This is a genomic window from Nonomuraea sp. NPDC049784, from assembly GCF_040659615.1.
In the GTDB taxonomy this organism is placed as follows: Bacteria; Actinomycetota; Actinomycetes; order Streptosporangiales; family Streptosporangiaceae; genus Nonomuraea.
This window is the reverse complement of the sequence record NZ_JBFAMX010000986.1, coordinates 1-2,515: the sequence shown is the minus strand read 5'-3', so window position 1 is coordinate 2,515 and position 2,515 is coordinate 1. Positions and strand designations below refer to the sequence as shown.

General features: G+C 73.4%; 1 protein-coding gene. It reads right to left on the bottom strand.

The window, feature by feature from the left end; all coding sequences use genetic code 11:
* The coding region (locus AB0J09_RS62125) for an MFS transporter (RefSeq protein WP_360713539.1) at positions 1-2,515 on the bottom strand (2,515 nt) is incomplete at both ends.

Below are 2,515 nucleotides of genomic sequence, written 5' to 3'. Positions count from 1 at the left end.
CCGTCATCGCCAGGCCGCCGACCAGCACGCCCAGCCCGGACAGGAACGAGATCCGCCCCACGTCCGGCACCCCGGCGAACGACAGCACGAGCGGCGAGATCATCAGGAAGAGCGGCGACAGGAACACGTTCAGGACCGCGAAGAACAGCAGCATCCGGCGGAACCCGAGCTGCCCCCACGAGTACCGGAACCCGGCGACCAGCTCCGTCATGACCGGCTCCTTGCGCCGCCACGCCATGGCCGCCGGGAAGCGCACCAGCCACGTCACGGCGATCGCGAACACGTAGCTGGCCACGTCGAGGACCAGGATGCCCTCCAGCCCGATGACGGCCATCAGCCCGGCGGCCGCCAGCGGCACGACGAGCTGGCTCACCCCTCCGGCCATCTGCACGATGCCGTTCGCGTGCCCGAGGTGCCGCTTCGGGACGAGCTGCGGCACTGAGGAGGCGTACGCGAGGCGCTGGAACGTGAGCGCCACGGACAGCAGCGCGAGCAGCGGGTAGACGTGCCAGGTGTGCAGGTTGCCCGTCCACAACAGCACGCCGAGCAGAAGCTGCGTGCCGAGCGCGGCGAAGTCGCCGCAGAGCATGACGGTACGGCGGTCGCTGCGGTCCACGACGGCGCCCGCCAGCGGGGCGACGACCATGCCGGGGACCAGCCCGAGGACGGCGAGCAGGGCGAACTGGGCGAGGGAGCCCGTGGTGAGATAGATCCAGATGGGGATGGCGAACTCGGTCAGCGCCGACCCCATGATCGAGACCAGCTGGCCCCCGGCGACGGCCATAAACCGCCGCATACTCGGCCGCGGCCCTCCGCCTGGCGTCGCACCCGTCCCTCCGTCCGGTCCTCCGCCTGGCGCCGCACCCGTCTCTCCGCCGGCTCCTGCGGACGGCACCAGGAGTGGGGCCGCCGTGGAACCTGTGGCGGAGGCCGAGACAGGGACCGTGGCCGCGTCAGGGTGGTCGGTGCGGGAGACCTCGCGCAGCCGCCAGTTCGGACCCGACACGGCCGCGCCCGAGTCCAGGGCGAGGTGGGTGCGGGTCACGATCTCGGCCAGCTCCCGCGCCCGGTACTTCAGGAAGAAGTGCCCGGCCTCGTCCAGCTCCACCACCGCGGCCGCCGGGCTCAGGAAGTGCCACTCGCGGTAGCGCTCCTCGAAGTACTCGGTCGCCGGATCCCGCTCGCCCGCCACGCTGACGATCGGTGCCCGCAACGGTGTCACGGCGCCCTCGAACAGCCCGGTGAAGTACTCCTCGGCGGCCTCCGTGTCCTCGCGCATGTTCCTGATGATGTGCCGCGCCTGCCCGGGATCGAGCTCGCTCATGTCGAGGCCCATCGACGTGAGCCAGTTGGCGTAGCTGCGGTCGCTGCGCAGGTACTCGCGCCGGGCCAGCCGGGACAGCGCCGCCAGCGCCCGGTTCCCCGGCCGGGCGAACGGGAAGATCGCCCCGATGTAGACCGCTTCGAGCCGCCGCCCGGCCGCCTCCAGCCGCCGCGCGATCGCGACCGTCAGCGCCGACCCGACCCCGCAGTGGCCGTACAGCGCGAGCGGGCCCCGTACCTTCTCCAGGATCTCGCGCACGCACCGGTCGGCCACCTCCTCCAGCGGCAGCCGCTCCTCCTCCAGCCCCACGTCGTGGCCGGGGATGGCCACCGCCCACAGCGCGTGCGCGTCCGGCAGCGCGTCGGCCAGCGGCTGGTACGCCACCGCCGAGCCCCCGCCGTACGGCACGCACACGTACGTGAGGTCGGTACGGGTGTGGCGCGGCGTCAGCTCGTGCAGCAGCCCGCGCGGGCCGGTGGCGGCGCCGCCGTCGGCGAACGCGGCCAGCCGGCGCACCGTCGGATGCTTGAACAGGTCCACCACCGCGACCGGCGACGCCAGCTGCCTGCGCAGTCGCGCCACGACCTTGATGGCGAGCAGCGAGTGCCCGCCGACGTCGAAGAAGTCGTCGTCGATGCCGAAGTCGGTCCCGTCCAGCACCTCCGCCCAGACGGCGCTCACCAGGCGCTCGGTGTCGGTCCGCGGCGGGGTGCGCGTCCCGGTCTGCTCCGACGCGGCCGACGGGGCCGGGAGACGGCGTCGGTCCACCTTGCCGTTCGGGGTGAGGGGGAGCTGGGCGAGGGCGACGAAGCGGGTGGGGATCATGTACGCGGGCAGGGTCTCGGCCAGGTGGGCGCGCAGGGATACCGGATCCAGGCAGGCCGGATCCAGGCCGGGCGTGACCACGTACGCGACGAGCTGCGCCCGCGTGCCCTCCCCGTCGGTGGTGACCACGCACTCGGCCACGTCGGGGTGGCGGGCGAGGTGGGTCTCGATCTCGCCCAGCTCGATCCGGTAGCCGCGGATCTTGACCTGGGCGTCGGCCCGGCCGAGGAACTCGATGACGCCGTCGGCGTCGTACCGGCCGAGGTCGCCCGTGCGGTAGAGGCGCTCGCCGGTGCGCGGGTGGGTGAGGAAGGAGGCGGCCGTCCGCCCGGGGTCGCGCCAGTAGCCGGTGGCGACGCCCGCGCC